Source organism: Devosia sp. (assembly GCF_028290645.1).
Taxonomy (GTDB): Bacteria; Pseudomonadota; Alphaproteobacteria; order Rhizobiales; family Devosiaceae; genus Devosia_A.
This window is the reverse complement of record NZ_JAQGJL010000073.1, coordinates 1-21,237: the sequence shown is the minus strand read 5'-3', so window position 1 is coordinate 21,237 and position 21,237 is coordinate 1. Positions and strand designations below refer to the sequence as shown.

Here is a 21,237-nt window from a genome sequence, read left to right as displayed (position 1 = left end):
ACCCCCGCCGGAACGTGCCGGAAGGCCTCGACTACCTGCAGGTAAGCCTGGCGCTTGAAGGGGACGATCAGGTCGAGGAGGATTTCGAGCTTTTCCCAGCGCCATTTGTCGAACTCGGGCGAGTGCGCGCCGCCGCCGGGGTGGACGACGTCGATTTCGCTGTCCTTGCCGGTGAAGCGGAAGGCGAACCAGCGCTGGCGCTGGCCACGGTACCGGCCCTTCAGCGCGATGCCGAGCGCCTCGTCGGGCAGGTCGTAGTAGATCCAGTCGGGCGCCTCGGCGACCAGTTCGACCGAGTGGATCGAGGTTTCCTCGAACAGTTCCCGGAAGGCGGCATCGAGCGGCTTTTCGCCCTTGTCGATGCCGCCCTGCGGCATCTGCCAGGGCGACTGGGTCTCCGAGGTGTGCTCGGGGTCGCCTTCGGCGATGCGGCGGCCGATGAACACCAGGCCCTCGGCGTTGAACACGGCGGCGCCGGCGCAGTCGCGATAAGGCAGGTCTTCGCGGTTCGGCATCACTTCCCTCCCATGAGCGCGCTTGCCGGGACGATCTCGATGCCCTTTTCGGCAAGGCCGGCGGCCCATTCGCTAACCGCTTCCACCGAGACCGGCAAGGCCGAGACGATGCCGATGGCGGAGCCGTTGGCACGCGCCTGTTTTTCCAGCGCAGCGAGGGCGGCGAGGATGGGTCCGCGCGCCGGGTTGGCGTCGATCATCATGTCGACCCGGCCGAAAGGAACGCGGTTGGCGCCTGCCAGTTGCGGGGCGAGCGAGCGATTGGAGGAGCCGTCGTCGAGATAGCCGAGACCACGGGCGCCGAGTTCCTCCATCATCGGGCCGAAATCGGCGCCCGAGGCCGTGAAGCGGGCGCCCATGTTGTTGATGAGTCCGACATAGCCGCTGAAGCGGCCCATGACGCTGAAGAGCTTGCCGAGATTGTCGCGCGGCGCCTGGCCGGTGAGGAGGGTGTCGGGGCCGGGGTCATTCTCGGGATAGTCGAAGGGCTCGAGGGGCACTTCGAGGAAGATTTCGTGGCCCTCGGCGCGGGCGGCGCCGACGGTGCGATCGAGGGTCTTGCCGTACGGGGCGAAGGCCAGCGTCACGTCCTCGGGCAGCTTGTCGATGGCCTCGAGCGTGCCCTCGAGGTTGAGACCGAGGCCGGAGACGACGATGGCGACCAGCGGCTTGCCGCCGGCAGTGGCCGGGGTGTCGGAGGGGCGCGAATAGGCCGCGAACGGCGTCTCGCCGGTGGCCGACATGCGGGGGATGGGGCCGAACTCGGTTTCTTCGACGAGGTCCGGATCGATGGCGGTGGGATCGGCGAATGGCGGGTCCTGTTCCGCGGGGATGTCGGTCATCTCGGCGGGGAACATCTCGGGATCGGCGGTGATGGAGACCGGGCCCGGCGCCACGGTGCCGGCGACGCTGTTCGAGCCGGCGGCGCTGGCGATATCGACGGTGGCGCTGGGGCGGCCGCCCTCGGGGTCATCGACCAGCATGATGCGGGCGGTGGCGCCGAGCGCGATCAGGGCGAGGAGGCCGATGGCGATGCGGGTGACGGGGACGTGGCGACGGGGCGTGGCGGCGCCGGCATTCGCGGCCCTGGCCTTGCGGGCCTTGCGGCTGACGAGCGGGGCACTGAGGTCGGTCATCTTGTCGCGCCTTCATCCCCTCAGGGGGATACGAACGGGGCGGCGAAGCGGCCGCCCCGGGTCAGGCACATTGTGTGGCGAAGAAAGGGTAACGAAGCGTTAACCCTGATTGCGCTCCCCTCCCATTCGGGGAGGGGCTGGGGGTCGTAGGGTGGCTACGCTGGTGACTGCACCACCCCCTCCCTCGTTCCCTCCCCTCAAAGGGGGAGGGAGGCGCCGACTGCTTCAGCTCGCCGCCTTGGGCGGGTAGGCGGCGTTGGTTTCGACGCCGTCGATCAGCTTGATGGCGTATTGCAGCTGGTTGTCCTTGTCCTTTTCCGCGGGGACGTAGACGGAGGAGCCGACGGTGGCCTTCTCCTCGGTGCCGCCGCCGATCTGGCCGGGGAGCGCGGCTTCGCCGATGATCTCGTCGCGGCCCTTGAACTCGGCGGGGACATCCTGGGTGATGGTGATGTCGGGCTGGATGCCGGAGGCCTGGATCGAGCGGTTGTTGGGCGTGTAGTAGCGCGCCGTGGTCAGCCGCATGGCGCCGTCGGCGCCGAGCGGGATGATCGACTGCACCGAGCCCTTGCCGAACGAGCGGGTGCCGACGAGCGTCGCCCGCTTGTGGTCCTGCAGCGCGCCGGCGACGATCTCGGCGGCGGAGGCCGAGCCGCCGTTGATCAGCACGACCATCGGGACATCGGCGAGCTTCTCGTCGATGGCGTCGGGCTTGGCGTCGTAGCGCGAACTCTCGCTGTCGATGCGGCCGCGGGTCAGCACCACGGCGCCCTGATGAAGGAAGGCATCGGAGACGAACACCGCCTGGTCGACGAGGCCGCCCGGATTGTTGCGCAAATCGAGCACGATGCCCTTGGGGGCCTTGCCGTCATTGGCCTTGTACATGTCGTCGATGGCCTTCTGGATGCCGACGAAGGCCTGCTCGGAGAAGCGGGTGAGGCGGATGACGCCGACATCGCCTTCCATCGAGAAGCGGGCGGCGCGGGTGGCGATGATGTCGCGGGTCAACTCGAAGGTCAGCGGATCGGTGACGCCTTCGCGCACCACGGTGATCTTGATCTTGGTGCCGACCTGGCCGCGCATCTTCTCGACCGCCTGGTCGAGGGTCAGGCCCTGCACCTGGGTGCCGTCGAGCTCGACGATGAAATCGCCGGCGAGGATGCCGGCCTTGGCGGCGGGGGTCTCGTCGATTGGAGAGACCACCTTGATCACCCCGTCTTCCATCTGCACTTCGATGCCCAGGCCACCGAACTCGCCGGTGGTGTCTTCCTGGACGTCGGAATACTCGACCGGCTCCATGTAGCCCGAATGCGGGTCGAGCGAGGTGAGCATGCCCTGGAGCGCCGCGTGGATGAGCTTTCGCTCATCGGGCGCCTCGACATACTCGGCGCGGATGCGGTCGAACACCTCGCCGAACAGGTCGAGATCGGAATAGACCTCGCCGGAGGTGCGCGGTGCGGTTGCGGGCGGCGTCGCTTCAGGGGCCTTGGGCGTCTGGTCCTGCGCGATCAGCGGAGCACAGGCGAGGCCGAGCGTGAACACGGCAGCCATCGAAGCGACTATGCGGAGGGGCGTCAAGCGCATCAAATTCTATCCACTCTGGGTTGGAACCGAAGCCGGCGACCACCATCCCGTGGGGTCGACGGGCTCATTGTTCTTTCGCATTTCAATATAGAGGGTCGGGCGGGAGACGCCAGCACTGGTCGCGACGGTACGTCCAATTGTCTGTGATCCCATGGAGCCGACGGGTTCCCCCATCATCACGAACTGGCCGATCTGCACGTCAACCTTCGCCAGCCCGGCAAGCAGGATGGTGTAGTCCTGGCCGGCATTGAGGATGACGATTTGGCCATAATTGAGGTAGTCGCCCTGGAACATCACCCAGCCATCGGCCGGTGAGACCACCTGGGCGTCGGCACGGGTGACGACGGAGAGCCCGCGCGAGATGCCGCCGAAGCCGTCGCCGGCGCCATAATCGATCACCGTTACACCGCTCGAGGGCATGGCAAGGAAGCCCTTGGCCTGGGCGAATGGCACGGCGGGCTCGCTGCGGTTGGTGTTGGCGAGCGCAAGGCGCACGGTGTCCTTGTCGAGCGTCGGGGCGGGGCCGCCGGCATTGGCGGTAGCGGTCGCCTGGGCAGCCGTGGCGACGGCGGCGGCGCGCTTCTGCAGATCGTCGATCAGCTGCTTCAGCGAAGTGGCCTTGCTGGCGAGCGCCTGGGCCTCGGCCTCTTCTTCGGCGAGCGCGGTGGAGGCGCGGTTCTCGTTCTCCTTGCGCGCCGCGATCAGGGTGCCGATCCTCAGCTGCTCTTCCTCGAGGATTTCGAGATTGGCCTCGAGCTTGCCCTGCTGCTCGAGCGCATCGGCCTTGATCTGGCCGAGCTTGGTGAGGTCGGCCATCACGGCATCCGCCTTTTTCCTCAGCTCGGGGAGGATGGCGGCGATGAGGATGGCGGAGCGGGCGGAGCCGAGGGCGTCGGAAGGGTTGACGATCAGCGCGGGCGGCGGGTTCTGCGAGATGCGTTCGAGCGCCGCGAGGACGTTGGAGATGTTGTTGTCGGCGCCATCGAGCCGGCCGCGGACTTCGAGCTCCTGGACGATCAGGTCGCCGAGCTTGTCCTCCAGTGCGACGATGTCGGTTTCGGCGAGCTTGACGCGCTCGGCGGCGGCGATCAGGGCGGCGTTCTGCTTGGTGCGATCGCCCTGCATGTCGGCGATCTCCTTTTTCAGGGCGTCGGCGCGCTCCCTGGAAACGGAGATCGAGGCCTCGATGCTATCGAGCGCCTGCAGCTGTTCGGCCATGGCCGGATCGACGGCGGGGCCGGGCGGGACGGTCGAATCGACGGAGGGGCGGAGGTTGAGGTCGGTGGCGGGGGGAGCCGCTCCCGTGGCCGGCACTGCATCGGCAGGTGCAGGCGGGACCTCCGGCGTCGCGGCCTGCTGCGCAATCGCGGCGGTGGCGAGCGCCAGCGCCAGAACGGCGCCCGCGGCGGTTCCTCGTCTCGACCAGCCCTTTGCCGGCATCAAACTTCCCGGTTCACCCGAATCATGATCACGCGACCATAGCGCAGGCGGAGAAACACTGCGGGTTTGTCTTTTGCATGGCGTAGAGAGTAACATGCGTGGTCCGGAGCGTGCGGCCACCCCCACCCTTGATCCCTCCCCACAAGGGGGAGGGAGACGCAAGAACTGAGGCCGCGCAGCTATCTCGGACCGGCGGTTCACTCCCGGTGATACGGGTGGCCCGAGAGGATGGTGGTGGCGCGGTAAAGCTGCTCGGCCAGCATGATGCGGACGAGCTGGTGGGGCCAGGTGAGGGGGGAGAAACTGAGGGTCAGGTCGGCTGCGCGGAGGAAGGCGGGCTCGAGCCCGTCGGCGCCGCCGATGATGAAGCTGACCGCCTGGCGGCCGTCGTCGCGCCAGCGGGCGAGCTGGCCGGCGAAGGCGGCCGACTGCATGGTCTTGCCGTGCTCGTCGAGCGCGATGCGGATGCCTTCGGGGAGGGCGGAGCGGAGGGTCGCCGCTTCGTCGGCCTTGCGGATATCGGTGGTCGCGGCGCGGGATTCGGCGAATTCGATGACGTCGAAGCCGGTGAGCGCGAGGGGCTTCCCCGCGGCTTTGGCACGGTCGAGATAGCGCGCGACGAGCTCGCGTTCGGGGCCCTGCTTCATGCGGCCGATGGCGGCGATGGCGATGCGCAAGGCGGGGCAGCCGTCAGCTAAGCGTGATCAGGAAAAGTTGCGGACTTTTCCGGTTCGATCACGCGACCAATCACAGCGACTAGCGACCGTCGGCGGCGAAATCGACCGCCCACATCTTCTCGATGTTGTAGAACTCGCGCACTTCTGGCCGGAAGATGTGGACGATGACGTCGCCGGCATCGACCAGCACCCAATCGGCGTGCGGTAGTCCTTCGATCCGTGGCTTGCCGAAACCGGCTTCGCGCAGCGCCTTGACCAGCTGGTCGGCGACGGCGCCGACATGCCGGTTCGAGCGCCCCGACGTCACCACCATGTGGTCGGTCAGGGACGATTTGCCGGTGATATCGATAGCAACGGTCTGCTCGGCCTTGGCATCGTCAAGGCTCTTCAGCACCAGATCGATCATGTGGGGTTCCGGGGCTACGGCCACCGGGGCGGGTTCGGTTTTCTTCCTGGGCGACGCCATCAAATGGCCTCAGCCCATGCAAGACAAGCACGGGTCATGCGTGTTTCAGCTGTCCTTGGTTGTTGGGTCGAAAGGCTAGCAAATGCGTAGCTATCAATCCTGTCCCATCCTGAGTGGCGAATAACCACTACTCCCGCAATATGACGCTTCGTTTGGCGTTCTGCAAGGCAGCCTATTCTAATCAATTGGCAGAAGCTTTGCGGCGGGCCCGGATAGCACTCGAAGACTGGGGCGAGGTGATGCCGTGGAGGTAGACCCAGGCGGGCGGCTCGCTGTCGGCGAGATGCTCGGCGGCGTCCTCGGGCAGACGGTGTTTCTTCAGCGCAATGGCCGCCTTCGACACGGTGGCGTGGAAGGTCGAGCCGGGGCGGGAATAGACGGCGATGGGCATGAGGTTGGCGATATCCTGCCAGCGCTCCCAGCGGTCGAACTGGGCAAGGTTGTCGGCGCCCATGATCCAGACGAAACGGGTGTCGGGGCAGGCCTCGACCAGCCATTCGAGGGTATCGACGGAGTAGCTGAACTGGTGTGCGGCCTCGACGCCAGTGACGTGGATGCGCGGGTTGGCGGTCATGGCGCGGGCAGCCTGGACGCGGGTTTCCAGCGGGGCGAGCTCGGTGTGGTCCTTCAGCGGATTGCCGGGGGAGACGAGGAGCCAGACGGCATCGAGATCGAGGCGGCGGAGGCACTGCTCGGCGACGAGGCGGTGGCCATCATGGATGGGGTTGAAGCTGCCGCCGAAGATGCCGATGCGGAGGCCGGAGCCGCAAGGGGGGAGGGCGGTGATGTCGGGGGGGAGGGTGTTCATGTTGAAGCAGAGAGCCCCCTCCCGGCCTCCCCCACAAGGGGGGAGGTGAAGAGTCGAGTGCTTAGCGCGATCGGACCCAGGTCACCAGCGGGCACCTCCCCCCTTGTGGGGGAGGTTGGGAGGGGGGTGTCTTTCTCCCTCAAGGCCGCGTCTGCCCGTTGCCTTCGACGAGGTATTTGAAGCTCGTGAGCTGCTCGACGCCGACCGGGCCGCGGGCGTGGAACTTGCCGGTGGCGATGCCGATCTCGCCGCCGAAGCCGAACTCGCCGCCGTCGGCGAACTGGGTGGAGGCATTGTGGAGCAGGATCGCCGAGTCGATCTCGTTGAAGAAGCGCATCACCGCGGCCGGGTCTTCGCTGATGATCGCCTCGGTGTGGTGCGAGGAATACTTGCCGATATGGGCGATGGCTTCGCCGACATCGGCGACGATCTTCACCGAGAGGATCGCGTCCTCGTATTCGGTGTGCCAGTCGGCCTCAGTGGCGGGGATGGCTTCGGGGATCATGGCGGCGACGGTGGCATCGCCGCGGATCTCGCAGCCCCTCTGGATAAGCGCCGCGATCACCGGCTTCAGGTGCGTGTCGACGACCGCGCGATGCACCAGCAGCGTCTCGGTGGCGCCGCAGACGCCGGTGCGGCGCATCTTGGCGTTGAGGGTGACGTCGACGGCCATGCCGAGCTCGGCCGAGGCATCGATGAAGGTGTGGCAGATGCCTTCGAGATGGGCGAAGACCGGGACGCGGGCTTCGGACTGGACGCGGGCGACGAGGGTCTTGCCGCCGCGGGGGACGATGACGTCGATATTGCCGGCGAGCCCGCGCAGCATCTCGCCCACCGCCGCGCGGTCGGTGGTGGGGACGATCTGGATGGCGTCGGCGGGGAGGCCCGCGGCTTTGAGGCCCTCGACGAGGCAGGCGTGGATGGCGCGGGTCGAGTTGACGCTGTCGGAGCCGCCTCGGAGGATAACGGCATTGCCGGCCTTGAGCGTCAGCGCGCCGGCATCGGAAGTGACGTTGGGGCGGCTTTCGAAGATGACGCCGATGACGCCGAGCGGGGTCGAGATGCGGGAGATGGTGAGGCCGTTGGGGCGGGTCCACTCTGCCATGACCTTGCCGACCGGCTCGGGCAGGTCGGCGATGGTGCGGAGGCCCTCGATCATGCCGTCGATCCGCTTGTCGCTGAGCTGCAGCCGGTCGAGAAAGGCGTTCGAGATGCCCTTGCCCTCGGCGGCGCGCATGTCGAGGGCATTGGCGGAGAGGATGTCGTCACGGCGGGTGTCGATGGCTTCGGCGGCGGCATGGAGGGCCTTGACCTTGCTCTCGGGCGTGGCGAAGGCGAGGACGCCGGCGGCGGCGCGGGCGCGCCGGCCGATATCGAGCATGATGCCGCTGAGGTCGGTGCCCAAGGCTTCGGCTGCGCTCATCAGACTTTGGCCTCCAGGCCCATCAGCACCACCATGTTATCACGGTGGATGAGTTCGGAGCGGGTCCCGAGGCCGAGCAGTTCCTCGACGCGGGACGAGTTCTTGCCCTTTACCAGATCGGCCTCCTCGCGGCCGAGCCCGGCAAGGCCGCGGGCGATTTCGCGGCCGTCGGGATCGAAGATGGCGACGGCGTCGCCGCGGCCGAACTCGCCGGTGACGCGGGTGACGCCGATGGGGAGGAGGCTCTTGCCGCTGAGCAGCGCGCGGGCGGCGCCGGCATCGACATGGATGGTGCCGAGCAGTTCGAGGTGGCCCATGATCCAGCGTTTCCGCGCCTGGGCGCGGCTCTCGGCGGGGGCGAAGAGCGTGTGGCGCGCGCCTTCGGTAAGGGCCTTGAGCGGATGGTTCTCGGTGCCCCTGGCGATGATCATGGCGGTGCCGGCCTGGGTCGCGATCTTCCCGGCCTCAACCTTCGTGGTCATGCCGCCGCGGCTCAGGTGGCTGGCGGCGCCGCCGGCCATGGCGTCGATCTCCGCCGTGATGGCGGGCACGAAAGCCAGGTGCTTGGCGGTCGGGTCCTTGCTGGGCGGGGCGGTGTAGAGGCCGTCGACATCGGAGAGGAGGATGAGGCAGTCGGCCTCGATCATGGTCGCGACGCGGGCCGAGAGGCGGTCGTTGTCACCGTAGCGGATTTCGGCGGTGGCGACGGAATCGTTCTCGTTGATGATCGGGATGGCGCCGAGGTCCAGGAGGGTCGAGATGGTGGTGCGGGCGTTGAGGAAGTAGCGGCGTTCCTCGGTGATGTTGGGGGTAAGGAGAATCTGGCCGGTGACGATGCCGTGCTCGGCGAGGGCCGCGGCCCAGGCCTGGCTCAGGGCGATCTGGCCGGCGCTGGCGGCGGCCTGGCTCTGATCGAGCGGCAGGATGCGGGCGTCGAGCTGCAGCAGCTTTCGGCCGAGGGCGATGGCGCCGGAGGAGACGATGACCAGCGAGACGCCGTCGGCTTTTAGCGCCGCGAGGTCGGCAGCGAGCGAGGCGAGCCATTCGGCGCGGAGTTTGCCGGTCGTGCCGTCGACGAGGAGGGCGGAGCCGATCTTGATGGTCAGGCGCCGGTACGGCGCGAGCGCGTTGGCCATCAGGGCACCCAGGTGGGCTCCGCCTTGCGGCGTTCGATTTCGGCTTTTTCGGCCTTCTCGGCGTCCATGTAGGCGAGGACGCGATAGAGGACCTGGTCGACGCCCTGGCCGGTGACGCCGGAGGTGGTCAGCACTTCGGCCTTGCTGACCTTCTTCAGGACCTTGGTCTTTTCCTTGATGGCATCGGCATCGAGCGCGTCGATCTTGTTGAGGACGAGGATCTCGGGCTTGTCCGCCAGCTCCTCGGCATAGGCTTCGAGCTCGTGCCGGATGGTGGTGTAGGCGAGCTTCACGTCATCCTGAGTGCCGTCGATCAGGTGGATCAGCACGGCGCAGCGCTCGACGTGGCCGAGGAAGCGGTCGCCGATGCCGGCGCCTTCATGGGCGCCCTCGATCAGGCCTGGAATATCGGCGAGGACGAAATCGCGCTCGCCGATCGAGACGACGCCCAGATTGGGGTGGAGCGTGGTGAAGGGATAGTCCGCGATCTTGGGCTTCGCGGCCGAGACCGCGGCGAGGAAGGTCGACTTGCCGGCGTTGGGTAGGCCGACGAGGCCGGCATCGGCGATCAGCTTCAGGCGCAGCCAGATCCACTTTTCGGTGCCTTCGAGGCCGGGATTGGCGCGGCGCGGTGCCTGGTTGGCCGAGGTCTTGAAATGGGCGTTGCCGAAGCCGCCATTGCCGCCCGAGAGCAGCACGACTTCCTGGCCGACCTCGGTGAAGTCGATGATCAGCGTCTCGTTGTCTTCCTCATAGACCTGCGTGCCGACCGGAACCTTGAGGATGGTGTCCTCGCCCTTGGCGCCATGGCGATCCTTGCCCATGCCGTGGGTGCCGGTGGCGGCCTTGAAGTGCTGCTGGAAGCGATAGTCGATGAGGGTGTTGAGCCCATCGACGCACTTGATGATGACGTCGCCGCCGCGCCCGCCGTTGCCGCCGTTGGGCCCGCCGAACTCGACGAATTTCTCGCGCAGGAACGACACCGCGCCGGCACCGCCATTGCCGGAGCGTACGAAGACCTTCGCCTGGTCGAGAAATTTCATGTCGTTCCTTGCTGGCGGCGCTCGCCGACGGTGCCGCGATGCGCCGCCCAGGCTGCTCGTGTCAGTTCGGTGTCGATATGGCGCACCTCCTCACCGCGCGCAAGGCAAAGGCGCGTGGAGGTGCCGATCTCGATGAATCCAACCTTTTTCTGGATGGCGAGCGAGGCCTTGTTGAAGTGGAACACGCCGGAGCCGAGGGTGGGCACTGCGGTGGTGGTGAAATACCAGTCGAGCGCGCCGCGCACCGCCTCGCTCATCAGCCCGCGGTTCCAGAACGGCTGGGCCAGCCAGTAGCCGATGACGGTGCCCTCGATGTCGCGATGGAAGCCGACATTGCCGATCACGCCCTCGCCGTCGAGATCGATCATGAAGCCGGTTTCGCCGGCCGGGGTATCGGGGCGCCAGGTGCGCAGCCAGGCCTTGGCGTCGGCGAGCCGGTAGGGGTAGGGGACACGGCTCAGGTTGCCGGCGACGGCGAAGTTATCGAGGAAGCGGGCGATGCGGGCGGCATCGTCCATCAGCGGCTGGCGCAGGGTGAGGCGGGGGGTGCGGAGCGTCACGTCCATAGGGGTGTTCCAATGCGCGGGAGAATATCGCGAGGCCGGTGCGCGCTGACCCCCACCCCTGTCCCCTCCCCCTGTAGGAGGGGGAGGGAGACGCCTGTTGCTTTGCCGGAGCGAGGTCTCGACGCGCTGGCGCTGGGGAGGGTCAGCTCCATTTCGGCTGCTCCAGCATGTAGAACACAGCGTCCTTGCCCACGACGTTGCCGACGGTGTCGGGGGCTTCGTGGGTCTTGATGAACCCGGCCTTTTCGAGGACGCGTTGCGAGCGGAGGTTGGTTTTCAGCGCGCGCGACTTGATGTTCGGGAACAGGTGCGTGGCGAATGCCGCCTCGAGGATGCCTTTGACCGCCTCGCTCATCAACCCCTTGCCCCAGTAGGGCTCGCCCAGCCAATAGCCGAGCTCGGGCGGGCTATCGGGGCGGAAGGTCAGGCCGACGACGCCGACGAACTGGTCCTTGAGCGTGATCGCGTAGGGCCGCTCGTCGGGGCGCTGGGCGTAGATCTCGACGAAGGCGATGCCGTCGGCGCGGGTGTAGGGGTGGGGGAGGCGCGCCAGCACCTCGTAGATCGCCTTGTTGTCGGCGAGCTTCACCAGATCGGGTACGTCGCCGCGAATCGGGGCGCGCAGCACCAGCCGCGGCGTCTCGATGCGATGGGGCAGGGCATCGCGCTGGCGGCGGGCGGCGAGCTTCGCCGTCGCCTCGGCTAGCGCCTTGGCCTGCGCGGCGGGGCCCATCAGATGGGGCCGGCGCCTCGGGAGGGCATCCTCGTCGTCGTTGAGCTTCTTCATCACGCAATCCTCCGCATCGGATCGGCCGAGGCCCGCCGGTCCTCGGTCCAGACGATCACCTCGCCATCGCGCAGCGCGCGGTAGCGGAGACCGCGGCTCGACAGGTGCCGCACCGCGCGCTCCGCCGAGGCACTTTCGGGGTGGGCCGAGCGATAATGCGGGACGATCGCATGGTCGATCAGCCCGAGCCCGTCCCACACCGTGTCGCGATGATAGCTGTCCGGCGCCTCGTCGGGATCGTCCATCAGATGGATGCCTTCGAGGCTCGGCGCTGCCACCACCGCTCCGGCGGAGAAGCCGCCATAGACGATCTGGTCATTGTCGAGCATTTCGACAATGAGGTCATCGAAACCGGACTGCTTCATGGCGCGGCGAAGCACGAATGCGTTGCCGCCGGTGACCCAGACCAGGTCGAACTGGCTCAGCCGGGCGCGGAGGCCTTCGGGATCGCCGAAATGGTTGCGAAGATCGAGCGGCGCGCCCGCTATGCCGAGCGAGGCGAGTTCGACCAGCGGGTCGTAGGCCTCCGTGCGGTAAAGCTCCCGTGCCGCGGGCGAAATGTTGTCACGGGCGTTCTCGATGATGGCGGCGCGCTTGCGGTCGCCGAGGAGCGCGAGCAGCGAACCGGCGCGGTCGCCGATCCGGTAGGAGCTCAGGTACAGTCTCATTTTCAGCCGCCCTCACGACGAAAAAGAAAAAAGGGGAACCGGATTCCGGCTCCCCTTGGATCTTGTCGCGCGGCGGACTGCCTAGTCGCCTTGCCGGGGAGCTGGTCTCCGGCAGGGGTTCTTAGACCTCACCGGGTTATTCTGCGGCTTGTGCTGCCGGAAGTACCGACACGTAGACTTTGGATTTGGCGCGGGTCTTGAACGCCACGGTGCCGGGGATGAGGGCGTAGATGGTATGGTCGATGCCCATGCCGACACCGGTGCCCGGATGCCATTTGGTGCCGCGCTGGCGGATGATGATGTTGCCGCCGATCACAGCTTCGCCACCGAACTTCTTGACGCCGAGACGTCGGCCAGCCGTATCGCGACCGTTGCGGGAGGAACCGCCTGCCTTCTTATGTGCCATCGGTTACTCTCCTTATTCCTGGTCTGCTTTGGGAGCGGCCTTCCTGGCCGCCGGCTTCTTTGCAGTTGCGGGCTTGTCCGCGGTGTCGGCGGCGGCCTTCTTGGGCGCTGCCTTTTTGGCAGGAGCCTTGGTCTCGGCAGCGGCCGGAGCCTCGGCCTTGACATTGGCCGGTGCTGACTTGGTCGCGGCCCTGGCCCTCGCGGCCTCGGTCACGCTGGCCGTGCCGGCAGCGGCGGCAGCACGCTTTTCGGCGCGGGCCCTGGCGATCTCGTCGACCTGGGTGGTCGGCTTGGCGCCGCCCGCGAGGATCTCGGTGATACGAACGGTCGACAGGCGCTGGCGATGGCCGTTCCGGCGATCGTAATGCTGGCGGCGCTCCTTCTTCAGGATGATGACGGTGCGCTCTTTCTCGGTGGCGATGAACTGGCCTGCGACCAGGGCACCGGCGACGAGCGGTGCGCCAACGGTGACCGCATCGCCGTCGCCGACCATCAGGACCTGGTCGAAGGTGACCACGTCGCCGGGCTGGGCGTCGAGCTTTTCGATCTTCACCACGTCATTGGCGGCAACCTTGTATTGCTTGCCGCCGGTCTTGATCACTGCAAACGTCATAGCTTTGCCGGGATATCCCGGACCTCTTCGTTATCGCGCCCTGTGGCGCCGCAGGCGATGCCTGATCCTGCGGACTTCGGGATGGGCTGCCGACCCTAAGTCAGCGGCGGCCTCGGACAGCGGTTGAAACAACCAAAAATGCGCGCCGCAGAAACGGCACGCAATTCGAGCGGCCTTATCGTGGGAAACCGATGCGGAGTCAAGCTTGGATGGGGGCGCAATCGGCTAGTTGGGCCACACCGCGATGAGCCGGGCCCGGATCTCGGCAGCGCTGGCCGCTTCGGCCCCGATGACGCGCGGCTTGTGCTCTTTCTGCCAGCGGCTCAGTGACCAGTCGGCGCCGGCATCGGGCACGGCGATCGCCGGCAGATAGGCATCGGCCTCGAACAGCCCTTCTTCAACCATCACCGCGATCGGGGCACGGCGATACTCCTCGCCTTCGAAGGCATCAAGCAGGTCGCGCTCGAAGGGGGAGAGGTCGGTGAGCAGCAGGCCCTCGGCCGCGGCGCCGGGAACGCGGATCAGGGCGGGATAGACGCGATGGGCGTAGGGCACGGCGCGAAACCCCGGCGCCCGTGCCGCGTGCACCTTCCCCGGCCCCAGCGCCCTGCCGAGCACGGCGGCGAGGAGATGGGGGTCGCGCAGGGTGCCATAGACAAAGAGCGGAAGAGTCATGGATGGCGGAGCCGAAGAGTGTTGCAGCGTCCCCCATGCTATGCCATAAGCCCGCCCGTCTCGACCAGCCGCGGCAACGCGTGTTCGACCTCGCGGAGAGGTGGCAGAGTGGTCGATTGCACCGCACTCGAAATGCGGCATGGGGGCAACTCCATCGGGGGTTCAAATCCCTCCCTCTCCGCCACTCTCTATTCCTAAGACGTTGTGTTTGTTGTGATAATGTGATCGCGCCGCAGGCGCGCCCCACATTTCGCCCCTCGTGGCCGGCGGGATGTGGTTGGACGAATCTGGACACGGTCATGTGTGCGGTGGCGGATGGGCGCTGGACGCTCTCGGATGCCGCCAGACTTCCGGTTTGGGTCGGCATGACGCCCCCAGTGCGATCGGTAAAGGGTTGTGGCAGGCGCTGTGCCTGCTTCAAACCCAGGACATATCTATGCGCACTCAACTCGCAAACGTCGCCGAAATCCTCGGCTCCCTTTACAAAGCAAACGAGCAAGATGCGGATCAGGGACGACGTAGCGTATCCCAACTGCTTTTCTTCGTTGACGAGCAATTTGGCCCGGAGTTCTGCATGCTGGTCACGATTTGCGTCCTCAAGTTCGGGCACCTCACCACCGCTAAGTTGAAGCACGGCAAACTAACCGTTCGCTCGACGGCGGCGTTCGACGAAAAATTCGGGTTCCCCTTCAACGTTAAGATGGGCAGAGACGAAACGAGATGGCTATTCGACTATTTCGACACCCCGGATTCGTGGCCGTGGGAAGCTAGCGGACACCAGAGCTAGGTCGTTGCTAGCCAACTGATGCAGCACGGAACGAGTGACCACCGGAACGTGCACGGCGGCACTCCGAAAGTGCCAGTCCTCCTTTGTGGCCTTCAACAAGGCGGCTGTCGCCGCAGGTGTGACAACCGCAAATCTCAAAATCGGGACCATCGGCCTGGTGGGTGACAGCTCTCGGTACCTCCAAAAGTCGATCGTTGGCTTGCCAGTTGGTGAACAGCCGACGCCGACCCCAGCTGCCCGCCGTCTTCATGTTCGCAAATGAGTGTAATCCCCGTTTCTTGTCGTCATCTCGGAGCGGGGCTAGGACGGCTCTGGGCGCCAATGGACTCGCGTTGTTCGATCGCCAGATGCCCCGACGTCGGTCGGTAAAGGGTTGTAGCAGGCGCCGTGCTTGCTTCAATTCAGGACATCGATATGACCACTATGATCGTTAGCCCGGCTGAGATCTTCAAGCGGTTGGCTGAGGCCTATGCCACGTTGGAGCCCTTGTACCGATAAGCTACGACGCAAAGACTGCTGTGCCGATTATCGTCGAGGACATTTGCGGCGGCCGAACGGTCGAGTCGTTCCGGCATGGGCCGAATCCACTCAGTAAGGAGCGTGACCGGTTGGACGGTCACTTTTGCTCGGCGCACTTTATCGGCTTCTTGCGAACAGTCCGTAGCATGATGAAGTAGCAGCGCGTTTTTCACGTCACGCCAACTCGCGCCACGGAGTTGCTATATAACTTCGACTTTGAAGATGAGAGCTTCGCGCAACCGTTCATGCGCCTCAAGCAGAGGAGGGGCGGGTGCCACTATCTCATATCCACGTCCGCCTATGAGGCGCGGTTTGGTGTCAGGCTGCGGCTGACGCTCGGTGCGACGAACGATGCCACGGACTGGACGCTTAGTCCCAACGGCTGGAATGACTTGAGCCGCAAGTCGTCTCGCCCGGTTCGCTAGAGCGTGGCGGCATGAACGACTGCCCCTAGGGCGGCGAAACTAGCTCCTGATCGCTCGTGGCCCAGAGCCCGTGCGACCAGGACTAGTCAGGGGGAGGCGGCGGCGTCGCCCGTCAGGCTGGCAATGGTCGGTGCGATGTGAGCTGTCAGGGAACCCTGATCCACTTCGCTGAAGTCACGGTGGCATACCGGGCAGAAATCCCCTTCGACGTGCGGGGGCGATGCCGGCAAGCGCATTGGCCTGCGTCCTTGCGTCTTTGTCGCGGGCCGAAATTTGCGCAGCCGAATAGTTTCGACCTCCGCAACAAGGCGGTCGCAGTCTGGTGCCATTCGGGGTGCCCTGTAGGTTAACCGAGTGTAAACGCGAGCATTGCGACGTTCACGGGGGCGTGCTTCATTGTCCGCTGGGATGGGGGTTCCAATGAAATTTTGTTTGTTGGCTGCAGTGAGTGCCGCCGTGCTTCTTTCCGCCTGCTCATATGCAGCTAAGCCGATCGCAGTTGGCTCCTACAATGTATACTCGTCGTATGAAGGCAAGCTGGCGGGTAAGTACCTCTTGTTCGTTGACGCAACGCCATTGGATCGACCGATAAAGCCTTCGGACTTCAACTGCTCGGCTCACAACTATCCCCTCCAACTGTCGGGGTCGTTTTCGGAATCGGTGCGCCAGACGCTTTCTAACGTCGTCGCGGAAATGAGATCGTGCCTGCACCTGTCGATCGCACCGAACTCGCAAAACGGGGCGCACGCGGCATGATAGTTGTCCGCGGAGAGTCCGTTGACGGGCGTCTCAGGGTCGTTCCGGGCTTTTGGAGTGCCGGAATCGAGACCGATGTCGACATTGTCGCGTCGATTACGGTGGACGGCCGAAAAGGGCGTCTCCTGGGGAGTACGGTTTCAGGTGCGGGCCACTCACAGGGCGATGCGGGCTTTGCCTGTGGCGGTGGAGGAGCGGCGCTGGCAGATGCTGCCGGCAAATCTGTTGAGCAGACACTGACGCGCCTCGGCGAGGCGCTAGTGAATTCTGAGCGAGTGAGGGAATGATGGTCGCCGCCACCGCACTGGTGGCTGCGTTGGCCGGCCTAGTAAGCGCGCCGGATCCGACTATCTACCAGCCACGCGACACCGCTCAGTCATGGTCGTGCCAGCCGCGAAAGACCTGCGGGAAGATCGGTTCTTGCGAAGAGGCAGAGTATTACCTCTACAACTGCTCGTGGGGCGGGAAGCTCGACGGGGATGGTGACGGGGCGCCGTGCGAGACGCTTTGTGGGAGCAACAATTGAATTCGACTGCACCGATCATATTGGACGGCAACCTTTGGACCCTAGTGCAATTTGGTGTCGCCGCCGGGCGCTGAACCTGGCGGCCTCAGCGCGGCCGGGAGCCCGCCTCACCCTACCGCCGCCAAAATCAATCTCGGCTGGGCGCAGGCAACGATATCTCGGCTAATGGCCGCATGAGATCGCTTCCGGCCACTGGCTGTGCGCATAACGTACCCTTCGCTCGGATCGCCTACGCGTAGGCCACGCCCGTCGCCTTGACCATGGGGCGGCGGCCGCGACGGAAGATCTGGACCATCAGCCCTCCAGCGCATGAAGCGTCGTCAGAAGCTCACCATGGCTCCGGTCAGGACGGCCACGCCATCGCGGTAGCTGAAGGCTGGGTCGTCGTACTGGTACAGTCGAGCGCCCAGATAGAGCTGGGTCTGCAGGTAGTCGATGTTCTGCACGAGCTGGGCGCCGACCGACCTGCTCTGGTCCCCCGCGGTGTAGATATCCGCGCCAAGATAGGCGTCGACCGAGAGGGCGGTCTTGCCGAAGTCGAACCAGCTCTGCTGGTAGCCCAGCTTGACATAGCCGTAGTGCGGGTCGGTCGTCGGGGCGTGCTCGACCGCCCCCGCCACCGTCACGCTCAGTCCCGTCGGCACATGCAGGGCCGAGAAGGAACCGTCGATGAGGGCCCAGCCGGCTTCCGGCACTGACGCAGCCAGCGATCCCGAAAGCTGGAAGTCGCCTACGGTATTGTTGTAAATCGCCGCAATGTCATAGCCGAGCACGCCGGTCGCGGTTGGCACAATCACCGTCCCGACCGATGCGGAGAAATACAGGCCGTTGACGGCCGGCGTGTCGTAGCGGATGCGCAGCCTGCGCCCCAGGCCGTTGAAGTTATTGAACACGTCGAGGATCTTCACGGTTGAAAGCGTACCGTCGGCGTACCGGAGGTAGAGACCCCCTGCCATGTTCTCAACCGCCGACAGGGCGACGACCGACGTGCCGGAAATGTCGTACTGGGCGCTTGGCATCGACGCCATGTTGCCGTGGCCGATCCACACCGTGCCCTTGTCGCCCTTGATGTAGACTTCCGCCTTGCGAAGCAGGAAATCCGTCGGAAAGAGCGTGTCGGGGACGAGTTGGTTCACGGTGTTGGTGTAGAGAGGGGTCCACTGAGCCTCGAGGTTGGCTGTGATAGTATAACCACCGTTCATGGTCCCCACCAGATAGAAGCCCGCGAGCGTTGGGAAATTGGCGTTGTCGACGGGAAAGAAATCGTAAGTCTGGTAGCCGTCGTCGTAGATCAGCAGCCCCTTGTCGATCTCCCCATAGAACTCGAGATAGTTGGTCGCATCGCCGAGCCGCAGTACGGGGATCAAGGTAGGTGGTGCGGTAGCCTGCACCCCTGGGACAGGAGGTGCCTTCTGCCCCAGCGCCAGCGGCGTCGTTCCCCCCCAGGCCAGCAAAAGGATCGACGCCAACCACACATGCCTTGACGACATAGCCCGTCTCCCCGGTTACGCCCAACCCCCTCAAATTCCTCGTGTCCTTGCGCACGCAGCCGGGCGCTAGAGAGTATCTGAATTGGGTCCGGGGCGCCTGATATGTTCTTGATCGGAAGCTATTCCTTGCGACGATTGAGTACAACCCGCCGCAGATCGTGCGTACCGCCCCTGGTTTCCTTGCCAGTGGACGTGACCGAAATGCATCTGTTTCAGAGATGCCGAAATCTGAAACATCCGGCATCGTTCGCGGCGGTCGGCCCGGGGCGCCGGTGGGCGATAGGTCTACTCGGGGATGCCGTCCTGTCTCTCGCCGGGCTCCGGCAATCATCATGAGCAGCTCGCGAGGGGTACAGTACCTTGGACGCGGGCTATCGGCTTATTCGGTTTGCGCCAAATACCCTTGTCGCTCGGTCCCATCCGGCAATTGCCAGCGAGCGGCATCTCTGGTGGGGCGGCATCCGGATACAAGGCAGGCTCCCGGTGTCAAGTTCTCTACATCGGGGATCAGCACGTTGATTTAGCCTTCAGGGGGAGATGGGAAAGCGTTAACGTTCACGTTGGCTTGGGGAACGCTTGGGGAACTCTTGAGGAGGTCCTTACGATGGAGCTCTCGGGCTATGTGTTCTCGGCGCTGCGGGGGGGTGATTTCACGCTCTACCGCGGCTCGGGCGACGGCCTCGACCCGATCCTGCTGGTCGCGCCCATCGGGGACCCCACGCGCGAGTCTCTCAAGCAGCTCGAACATGAACATGAGCTCAAGGCCGAACTGGATGCCGAGTGGGCTGTCCGGCCACTAGCCTTGTCTCGCCTCGACGGCCGCATGGCGTTGGTGCTCGAGGACCCCGGCGGGCAGCCACTCGATCAACTGCTCGGCCAGCCGATGGAGGTGACGCAGTTCCTGCGCATCGCGATCCCGCTCGCGGCCGCAATCGGCCGGATGCATGGGCGCGGGCTGATCCACAAGAACCTCAAGCCGGCCAATATCCTGGTGGACCTCGAAAGCGGTGGTGTCTGGCTCACCGGCTTCGGCATCGCCTCGCGCCTGCCGCGCGAGCATCAGGCCGCCACCCCGCCGGAGGTGATCGCCGGAACCCTCGCGTACATGGCGCCCGAGCAGACTGGCCGGATGAACCGCTCGATCGATGCCCGCAGCGATCTCTACTCTCTCGGGATCACGTTTTACGAGATCCTCACCGGAACGCTGCCGTTCACCGCGGCCGACCCGATGGAGTGGGTGCACTGCCACATCGCCCGGCAGCCGACGCCACCCGACGAGCGGGTCGCCGGCATCCCGGGGCCGCTTGCGGCGATCGTGATGAAGCTGCTGGCCAAGACCGCCGAGGAGCGCTACCAGACCGCGGCCGGCCTTGCGGTCGATCTGCGGCAGTGCCTGGCCGAGTGGGAGACGGCTCACCGCATCGAGCCATTTCCGCTGGGTGCGCACGACGCCTCCGACCGGCTGCTGATCCCGGAAAAGCTGTACGGGCGGCAGCGCGAAATCGATGCGCTATTCGCTTCTTTCGACCGTGTAGTGGCCGAGGGCGCTCCCGAACTGGTGCTCGTCTCCGGCTATGCCGGTATCGGCAAGACCTCGGTGGTGAACGAACTGCAGAAAGCGCTCGTTCCGCCTCGCGGCCTGTTCGCCTCCGGCAAGTTCGACCAGTACAAGCGCGACATCCCGTATGCCACCCTGGCCCAGGCCCTGCGAACCCTGGTCCGCCAGATCCTCGTCAAGAGCGAGGCCGAGCTGGACCAGTGGCGTCGTGCCCTCAAGGAGGCGGTCGAGCCGAACGGCCAACTGATGGTGGAGCTGGTTCCCGAACTGGAACTGGTCATCGGCGCCCAGCCGCCCGTTCCGGAGCTGCCGCCGCGCGATGCGCAGAATCGCTTCCAGTCGGTGTTCCGGGGCTTGCTCGGCGTATTCGCGCGCAAGGAGCACCCGCTGGCGCTGTTCCTCGACGATTTGCAATGGCTCGATACCGCGACCCTCGAGCTTCTCGAACATCTGCTCACGCACTCGGACGTGCGGCACCTGCTGCTGGTGGGCGCCTACCGGGACAACGAGGTCAGTCCGTCTCACCCGCTGACGCGGACGCTGGAGGCGATCCGCAATGGCGGAGCGCGGGTCGAGGAGATGGTGCTGGCGCCTCTTGGATTCGACGATGTCGGCCACCTCGTCGCCGATGCCGTGCATGCTGAGCCGGAGCGTGTGCGGCCCTTGGCGCAACTCATTCAGGAAAAGACGGGCGGCAATCCGTTCTTCGCCATCCAGTTCCTGACGGCGCTCGCCGAAGAGGGGCTCCTCGTGTTCGATTCTGTCGCGCCAGCCTGGCAATGGGATATGAATCGCATCGGCGCCAAGAGCTTCACCGACAACGTCGTGGACCTCATGGCCGCAAAACTACAGCGGTTTACTCCCCCGACCCAGGAGGCCCTGAAGAAGCTCGCATGCCTGGGCAATGTCGCCGACGTCACCACCTTGGCCCTGGTCAACGGGGAAACGGAGGAGGCGATCCACGCGGCACTGTGGGAGGCCGTCCGCGCTGGGCTTGTCTTCCACCACGAGGGTGCCTTCAGATTCCTCCATGACCGCATCCAGCAGGCGGCCTATTCGCTGATCCCCGAACCGCAGCGCGTCGAGGCCCACTTGCGCATCGGCCGCGTACTGCTGGCGAGCATGACCGACGACCAAGTCGCCGAGCATCTGTTCGATGTTGCGAACCAGCTCAATCGTGGGGCCGCGGGGCTGGTGGACCGGGACGAGAAGACGCAGGTGGCGACGATCGACC

Annotated in this window: 21 protein-coding genes and 1 tRNA gene; 5 read left to right on the top strand and 17 right to left on the bottom strand. The window is 65.5% G+C overall.

Features of this window, described 5'->3' with window-relative positions:
• The 16 genes from JWQ89_RS03875 to JWQ89_RS03800 form a co-directional block, all read right to left on the bottom strand.
• On the bottom strand, window positions 1–515 hold a 515-nt coding region (locus tag JWQ89_RS03875), incomplete at its 3' end, for an RNA pyrophosphohydrolase (RefSeq protein ID WP_299638565.1).
• Window positions 515–1,651, bottom strand: coding sequence for a divergent polysaccharide deacetylase family protein (locus JWQ89_RS03870; protein ID WP_299638563.1), 1,137 nt, complete (start codon window positions 1,649–1,651; stop codon window positions 515–517). The genes JWQ89_RS03875 and JWQ89_RS03870, both read right to left, overlap by 1 nt.
• Before the next feature lie 225 nt (window positions 1,652–1,876).
• The gene (locus tag JWQ89_RS03865; RefSeq protein WP_366143964.1) at window positions 1,877–3,235 is read right to left on the bottom strand and encodes a S41 family peptidase; all 1,359 of its coding nucleotides are present in this window, start codon (window positions 3,233–3,235) and stop codon (window positions 1,877–1,879) included.
• Between the two features lie 6 nt (window positions 3,236–3,241).
• A complete protein-coding gene (locus tag JWQ89_RS03860) occupies window positions 3,242–4,675 on the bottom strand; it encodes a peptidoglycan DD-metalloendopeptidase family protein (protein WP_299638559.1) in 1,434 nt (477 codons plus the stop codon).
• Window positions 4,676–4,872: 197 nt separating this feature from the next.
• On the bottom strand, window positions 4,873–5,352 hold the full coding sequence (gene rlmH / locus JWQ89_RS03855) for a 23S rRNA (pseudouridine(1915)-N(3))-methyltransferase RlmH (protein WP_299638558.1): 480 nt from the start codon (window positions 5,350–5,352) through the stop codon (window positions 4,873–4,875).
• Window positions 5,353–5,431: 79 nt separating this feature from the next.
• Window positions 5,432–5,818 (bottom strand): ribosome silencing factor, encoded by a 387-nt coding sequence (gene rsfS, locus JWQ89_RS03850; protein ID WP_366143963.1) that lies wholly within the window; start codon window positions 5,816–5,818, stop codon window positions 5,432–5,434.
• Window positions 5,819–5,999: 181 nt separating this feature from the next.
• Window positions 6,000–6,626, bottom strand: a complete 627-nt coding sequence (locus JWQ89_RS03845) for a nicotinate-nucleotide adenylyltransferase (RefSeq protein WP_299638554.1) — start codon at window positions 6,624–6,626, stop codon at window positions 6,000–6,002.
• Between the two features lie 139 nt (window positions 6,627–6,765).
• Window positions 6,766–8,049 carry a glutamate-5-semialdehyde dehydrogenase gene (locus JWQ89_RS03840; protein WP_299638552.1) on the bottom strand — a complete coding sequence of 428 codons (1,284 nt, stop codon included), beginning with the start codon at window positions 8,047–8,049 and terminating at the stop codon, window positions 6,766–6,768.
• Window positions 8,049–9,185: a glutamate 5-kinase gene (gene proB / locus JWQ89_RS03835; RefSeq protein ID WP_299638550.1), complete on the bottom strand. Its 1,137-nt coding sequence runs from the start codon at window positions 9,183–9,185 to the stop codon at window positions 8,049–8,051. The genes JWQ89_RS03840 and proB overlap by 1 nt, the downstream gene beginning before the upstream one ends.
• Entirely contained in the window at window positions 9,185–10,228 is a 1,044-nt protein-coding gene (gene obgE, locus JWQ89_RS03830; RefSeq protein ID WP_299638548.1) for a GTPase ObgE, read from the bottom strand. The genes proB and obgE overlap by 1 nt, the downstream gene beginning before the upstream one ends.
• Window positions 10,225–10,794: a GNAT family N-acetyltransferase gene (locus JWQ89_RS03825; protein ID WP_299638546.1), complete on the bottom strand. Its 570-nt coding sequence runs from the start codon at window positions 10,792–10,794 to the stop codon at window positions 10,225–10,227. The genes obgE and JWQ89_RS03825 overlap by 4 nt, the downstream gene beginning before the upstream one ends.
• A 142-nt stretch (window positions 10,795–10,936) precedes the next feature.
• Complete coding sequence (locus tag JWQ89_RS03820; RefSeq protein WP_299638545.1) at window positions 10,937–11,581, bottom strand: GNAT family N-acetyltransferase; 645 nt, start codon at window positions 11,579–11,581, stop codon at window positions 10,937–10,939.
• Window positions 11,581–12,249, bottom strand: a complete 669-nt coding sequence (locus tag JWQ89_RS03815; RefSeq protein WP_299638543.1) for a Type 1 glutamine amidotransferase-like domain-containing protein — start codon at window positions 12,247–12,249, stop codon at window positions 11,581–11,583. Before JWQ89_RS03815 ends, JWQ89_RS03820 begins: the two co-directional genes overlap by 1 nt.
• Window positions 12,250–12,385: 136 nt before the next feature.
• A complete protein-coding gene (gene rpmA, locus JWQ89_RS03810) occupies window positions 12,386–12,655 on the bottom strand; it encodes a 50S ribosomal protein L27 (RefSeq protein ID WP_299638541.1) in 270 nt (89 codons plus the stop codon).
• Window positions 12,656–12,667: 12 nt separating this feature from the next.
• A complete protein-coding gene (rplU, locus tag JWQ89_RS03805; protein WP_299638539.1) occupies window positions 12,668–13,267 on the bottom strand; it encodes a 50S ribosomal protein L21 in 600 nt (199 codons plus the stop codon).
• 225 nt (window positions 13,268–13,492) lie between these two features.
• Window positions 13,493–13,942, bottom strand: a complete 450-nt coding sequence (locus JWQ89_RS03800; RefSeq protein WP_299638538.1) for a gamma-glutamylcyclotransferase family protein — start codon at window positions 13,940–13,942, stop codon at window positions 13,493–13,495.
• A 94-nt stretch (window positions 13,943–14,036) separates the two neighbouring features.
• On the opposite strand from JWQ89_RS03800, the gene JWQ89_RS03795 reads away from it, so the two are divergent.
• The 4 genes from JWQ89_RS03795 (at window position 14,037) to JWQ89_RS03780 (ending at window position 16,955) form a co-directional block, all read left to right on the top strand.
• Window positions 14,037–14,126, top strand: a tRNA-Ser gene (locus tag JWQ89_RS03795).
• Window positions 14,127–14,378: 252 nt separating this feature from the next.
• On the top strand, window positions 14,379–14,729 hold the full coding sequence (locus tag JWQ89_RS03790; RefSeq protein WP_299638536.1) for a hypothetical protein: 351 nt from the start codon (window positions 14,379–14,381) through the stop codon (window positions 14,727–14,729).
• Between the two features lie 1,364 nt (window positions 14,730–16,093).
• Window positions 16,094–16,429, top strand: a complete 336-nt coding sequence (locus tag JWQ89_RS03785; RefSeq protein ID WP_299638534.1) for a hypothetical protein — start codon at window positions 16,094–16,096, stop codon at window positions 16,427–16,429.
• Between the two features lie 283 nt (window positions 16,430–16,712).
• Window positions 16,713–16,955, top strand: a complete 243-nt coding sequence (locus JWQ89_RS03780; protein WP_366143962.1) for an excalibur calcium-binding domain-containing protein — start codon at window positions 16,713–16,715, stop codon at window positions 16,953–16,955.
• A 320-nt stretch (window positions 16,956–17,275) separates the two neighbouring features.
• Here the strand turns inward: JWQ89_RS03780 and JWQ89_RS03775 are convergent, their stop codons facing one another.
• Window positions 17,276–18,322 (bottom strand): hypothetical protein, encoded by a 1,047-nt coding sequence (locus JWQ89_RS03775; protein ID WP_299638532.1) that lies wholly within the window; start codon window positions 18,320–18,322, stop codon window positions 17,276–17,278.
• A 727-nt stretch (window positions 18,323–19,049) separates the two neighbouring features.
• Between JWQ89_RS03775 and JWQ89_RS03770 the strand changes: the two genes are divergently transcribed.
• A partial coding sequence (locus JWQ89_RS03770) for a serine/threonine-protein kinase (RefSeq protein ID WP_299638531.1) occupies window positions 19,050–21,237 on the top strand: 2,188 nt, incomplete at its 3' end.